The sequence below is a fragment of the Polaromonas sp. P3_C2 genome (assembly GCF_056402675.1).
Window position 1 is genome coordinate 1 of the sequence record NZ_JBFUGX010000341.1, and the last position, 4,496, is coordinate 4,496.

At 68.3% G+C, this 4,496-nt stretch carries 4 protein-coding genes and 1 pseudogene; all 5 read left to right on the plus strand.

The features are described 5' to 3' along the window. On the plus strand, positions 1-828 hold an 828-nt coding region (locus AC1DWI_RS14550), incomplete at its 5' end, for an ABC transporter permease (protein ID WP_477725081.1). Between the two features lie 12 nt (positions 829-840). After that, positions 841-1,827, plus strand: coding sequence for an ABC transporter ATP-binding protein (locus AC1DWI_RS14555; RefSeq protein ID WP_477671705.1), 987 nt, complete (start codon positions 841-843; stop codon positions 1,825-1,827). Next, entirely contained in the window at positions 1,824-2,684 is an 861-nt protein-coding gene (locus AC1DWI_RS14560; RefSeq protein ID WP_477671706.1) for an ATP-binding cassette domain-containing protein, read from the plus strand. Before AC1DWI_RS14555 ends, AC1DWI_RS14560 begins: the two co-directional genes overlap by 4 nt. Before the next feature lie 55 nt (positions 2,685-2,739). Then, entirely contained in the window at positions 2,740-4,143 is a 1,404-nt protein-coding gene (locus AC1DWI_RS14565) for a M20 family metallopeptidase (RefSeq protein WP_477725082.1), read from the plus strand. Continuing rightward, a pseudogene (locus tag AC1DWI_RS14570) lies at positions 4,140-4,496 on the plus strand (M20 family peptidase); the annotation flags it as partial. The gene AC1DWI_RS14565 and the pseudogene AC1DWI_RS14570, both read left to right, overlap by 4 nt.

The following is a 4,496-nucleotide window of genomic DNA, read 5'->3' on the forward strand; positions in this document are numbered from 1 at the left end:
GTGCTGGGCCACCGCGGCATGACGCTGGGCAGCATCCTGCTGGGCCTGGCCGTGGTGGCCGCCCTGTTTGCGCCCTGGCTCAGCCCGCATGACCCGTATGCGCAGGACGTGACCCAGCGCCTGATCCCGCCGTTCTGGCACGACAAGGGCAGCTGGGAGCACGTCTTCGGCACCGACAAGCTCGGCCGCGATTACCTGAGCCGCCTTTTGTACGGCGCCCGCGTATCGCTGGGCATCGGGCTGGTCGCGGCGCTGGTGTCCGGGCTGATCGGCACCACCATGGGCGTGCTGGCGGGCTATTTCGGCGGCCGCACCGACGCCGTGGTCAGCTACATCATCACCACCCGGCTGGCCATGCCGGTGGTGCTGGTGGCACTGGCAACCGCTTCCCTCATCGGCGGTTCACTGCAGGTGGTCATCATCCTGCTGGGCCTGTTGCTGTGGGACCGCTTTGCCATCGTCACGCGCTCGGCCACGCAGCAGCTGCGCGACGCCGAATTCATCTCCGCCGCCAAGGCGCTCGGCGCGTCCACGCCCTACATCCTGGTGCGCGAACTGCTGCCCAACCTGATGGGCCCGCTGACCGTGGTGGCCACGCTCGAGATGGCGCACGCGATCCTGCTGGAGTCCACCCTCTCCTTCCTGGGCCTGGGCGTGCAGCCGCCCACGCCCTCATGGGGGCTGATGGTGGCCGAAGGCAAGGCCTACATGTTCTTCCAGCCCTGGGTGATCCTGGTGCCCGGCGTGGTGCTGGCCCTGCTGGTGCTGGCCATCAACCTGGTGGGTGACGGCCTGCGTGACCTGACCGCGCCCGACGGCCGCAACTGAAAGGGAACCTCCATGGAAATTTTGCTGGACGTGAAAAACCTGCGCGTCGACCTGCCGACACCGGGCGGCATGCTGCACGCCGTGCGTGGCATCGACTTCCAGGTGCGGCGCGGGGAAATGCTGTGCCTGGTCGGCGAGTCCGGCTGCGGCAAGTCGATGACGTCGCTTGCGCTGATGGGCCTGCTGCCGCGCAAGGCGGTGCGCAGCGCCGACCACATTCGCTTTGACGGCGTGGACCTGCAGGGCTTGCCCGAGCGGGAAATGTCCGCGCTGCGCGGCTCGCGCATGGCGATGATTTTCCAGGAGCCGATGACGGCGCTGAACCCGTCGTACACGCTGGGCGACCAGCTGTGCGAGGCGCTGCGCGCGCACCGCAAGGTCAGCATGGCCCAGGCGCGTGAGCGTGCGCTGTACCTGCTCGAACGCGCGGGCGTTCCGCAGGCCGCCGACCGTTTGCGGCAGTACCCGCACCAGCTCTCGGGCGGCCTGCGCCAGCGCGTGGTGATTGCCATGGCCCTGATGTGCGAGCCGGACCTGATCATTGCCGACGAGCCCACCACCGCGCTGGACGTCACCATCCAGGCGCAGATCCTTAGGCTGATCCGTGAGCTGCAAAAGGAGTTCGGCACCGCGGTGGTCTTCATCACCCACGACCTGGGCGTGGTGGCGCGCATCGCCGACCGCGTGGCCGTGATGTATGCGGGCGAGGTGGTGGAAACCGCGCCGGTGGCCGAGCTGTTCGCCCACCCCGCCCATCCCTACACCCGCGGGCTGCTCAACTGCATTCCGGTACGCGGCAAAACCCTGCCCGGCAGCCGCCTGCAGGCCATCCCGGGCGTGGTGCCCAGCCTCGTGGGCAAGGTGGAGGGCTGTGCCTTTGCCAACCGCTGCAGCCAGGTACAGGCAGGCTGCGCTGCCACCCCGCCCTATGTGGCGCTGGACGCGGAGCATGCCGTGCGCTGCGTCGCGGCTTCACCCTTGCTGGCGGAGGCCGCATGAACCCCACCACCCCTTTGGCAACGCCCCCGGGCGGCAGCGAAGACATTGCGCTGGAGCTGTGCGCGCTCAGCCGCGTCTTCAAACTCAAGCGCGGGCTGTTCACAGCGCCCGGTGAAATCAGGGCGGTAAATAACGTCTCGCTGCGCATTCGCAAGGGCGAAACCCTGGGCCTGGTCGGGGAGTCCGGCTGCGGCAAAAGCACCCTGGCCAAAATGCTGCTGGGCTTGCTGCCGCCCACCTCGGGCAATGTGCTGGTCAACGGCAAGGAAGTCGACAGCAGCCAGCGCCGCGCCCTGGCGCGCCACATCCAGCCCATCTTCCAGGACCCGTATTCGTCGCTGAACCCGCGCCGCACGGTGGCAGAGATCGTTCGTGTACCGCTGGCCCTGCACAAGGTGGGCACTGCGCAGGAACAGCAGCGCAAGGTGCGCGAGATGCTCGACCTGGTCGGCATGCCCGAGCGCACGCACAGCCAGTACCCCAACCAGCTTTCGGGCGGGCAGCGCCAGCGCGTGGCGATTGCGCGGGCGCTGGTGCTGCGACCCGACATCCTGATCTGCGACGAACCGACATCGGCGCTTGACGTGTCGGTGCAGGCGCAGATCCTCAACCTGCTGATGGACCTGAAGGCCGAGTTCGGGCTGACCTATTTCTTCATCAGCCACGACCTGGGCGTGGTCGAACACCTGGTGGACCGCGTGGCCGTGATGCACCGCGGCGCCATCGTTGAGCTGGGCACGCGCGAGCAGGTCTTTGCCCGGCCCGAGCACCCCTACACCCGCATGCTGCTGGCCTCTGCCCTCACGCCCGAGCCCGGGCTGGGTGTGCCGGACATTGCCGCCGAAGCCATCGGCTGACGTTTTACCTCTCCATTTCAACCGCGCAATTTCCCTTCAATTTCAAGGACCTCTCATGAGCCGTACCCAAGCCGTGGCCCAGACCCTCGCCTGTTTCGACGACGGGCGTTTCCAGCAAACGCTGGACCGCCGCGTTGCCTACAAAACCGAAAGCCAGGACGCCGCCAGCGGCCCCATCCTGCACGCCTACCTGCAGAACGAAATCACGCCCAAGCTCACGGAGCTGGGCTTTGCCTGCCGCATCGTCGACAACCCGGTGCCGGGCAAAAGCCCTTTCCTGCTGGCCGAGCGCATCGAGCCCGGCGCCGCTTTCACCGTGCTGACCTACGGCCACGGCGAYGTGGTGCGCGGCTACGACGCSCARTGGCGCGAMGGSYTGARCCCSTGGRAGATCGTSGTSGAMGGCAACCGCTGGTAYGGCCGCGGCACCGCCGACAACAAGGGGCAGCACACCATCAACCTGACCGCGCTCGAACAAGTGCTGGCCGTGCGCAGCGGGCGCCTGGGCTACAACGTGAAAATCATCCTGGAAATGGGTGAAGAAGACGGCTCGCCCGGCCTGAACGAAGTGTGTGCCCTGCACCGCGATGCGCTGGCGGCCGACCTGTTCCTCGCCTCCGACGGCCCGCGTGTGTCGGCTTCGCGCGCCACGCTGTTTCTCGGCTCGCGCGGCGTCTTCAACTTCGACCTGCACCTCAAGCTGCGCGACGGCGGCCACCATTCGGGCAACTGGGGCGGCCTTTTGCGCAACCCCGGCATCCGCCTGGCCCATGCGATTGCCAGCCTGGYGGACGCCCGCGGCCGCATCCTGGTGCCCGGCCTGCTGCCCACCGCCATTCCGGCCAGCGTGCGTACCGCGCTGCAGGACATCGAGGTCGGCGGCGGCCCGAACGATCCCGAGATCGATCCCGACTGGGGCGAGCCGGGCCTCTCGCCGGCCGAGCGCGTGATCGGCTGGAACAGCCTGGAGGTGCTGGCCTTTACCACCGGCAACCCGGCCATGCCGGTGCATGCCATTCCGGCCGAGGCGCGCGCGCACTGCCACATGCGTTATGTGGTGGGCAGCGACCCGGCGAATTTTCTGGCGCACATCCGCAAGCACCTGCTGGCCCACGGCTTTGACGATGTGGAAGTGCGCGGCACCGACATGAACATGGCCGCCACACGCCTCGACCCCGACAATGCCTGGGTGCGCTGGGGCATGGCGTCCATCGAACGCAGCACCGGCCGCCGCCCGGCCCTGTTGCCCAACCTCGGCGGCTCGCTGCCGAACGACGTGTTTTCTGAAACGCTGGGCCTGCCCACGCTGTGGGTGCCGCATTCCTACCCCGCTTGCTCCCAGCACGCGCCGAACGAACACATCCTGGTGGACACCACCCGCGAGTCGCTGCAGATCATGGCCGGCATGTTCTGGGACCTGGCCGAAGAAGGCGCCGGCGTGATGCAGGAATGCGCATGAGTACCGCGATGAATGCCGTGACGAACGACGTACAAGTGCCAGGCTGCGCCGCCACCGAATGGCTGGCCGGCCAGCGCCCCGCCATGCAGGCGGCCCTGGCCACGCTGGTCGACATCGACTCCAGCAGCCACGACAAGCCGGGCACCGACCGCGTGGCCCAGGCCATGGCGGGCTGGCTGCAAACCGCGGGCATCAGCGCCGAACACCGCGGTGATGTCGCCGAGGGCGACGTGCTGCTGGCCCGCCTGCCTGGCGCGCAAGCCGCGGCAGCGCCGGTGGTGTTGATGGGCCACCGCGACACCGTGTTCCCCACCGGCACCGTGGCCCAGCGGCCCTGGCGCGTGGACGGCGAG

Excerpts from the sequence above, each read along its gene's own strand:
- AC1DWI_RS14555 (WP_477671705.1), top strand. The coding sequence starts at position 841 with ATGGAAATTTTGCTGGACGTGAAAAACCTGCGCGTCGACCTGCCGACA.
- AC1DWI_RS14560 (WP_477671706.1), top strand. The coding sequence starts at position 1,824 with ATGAACCCCACCACCCCTTTGGCAACGCCCCCGGGCGGCAGCGAAGAC.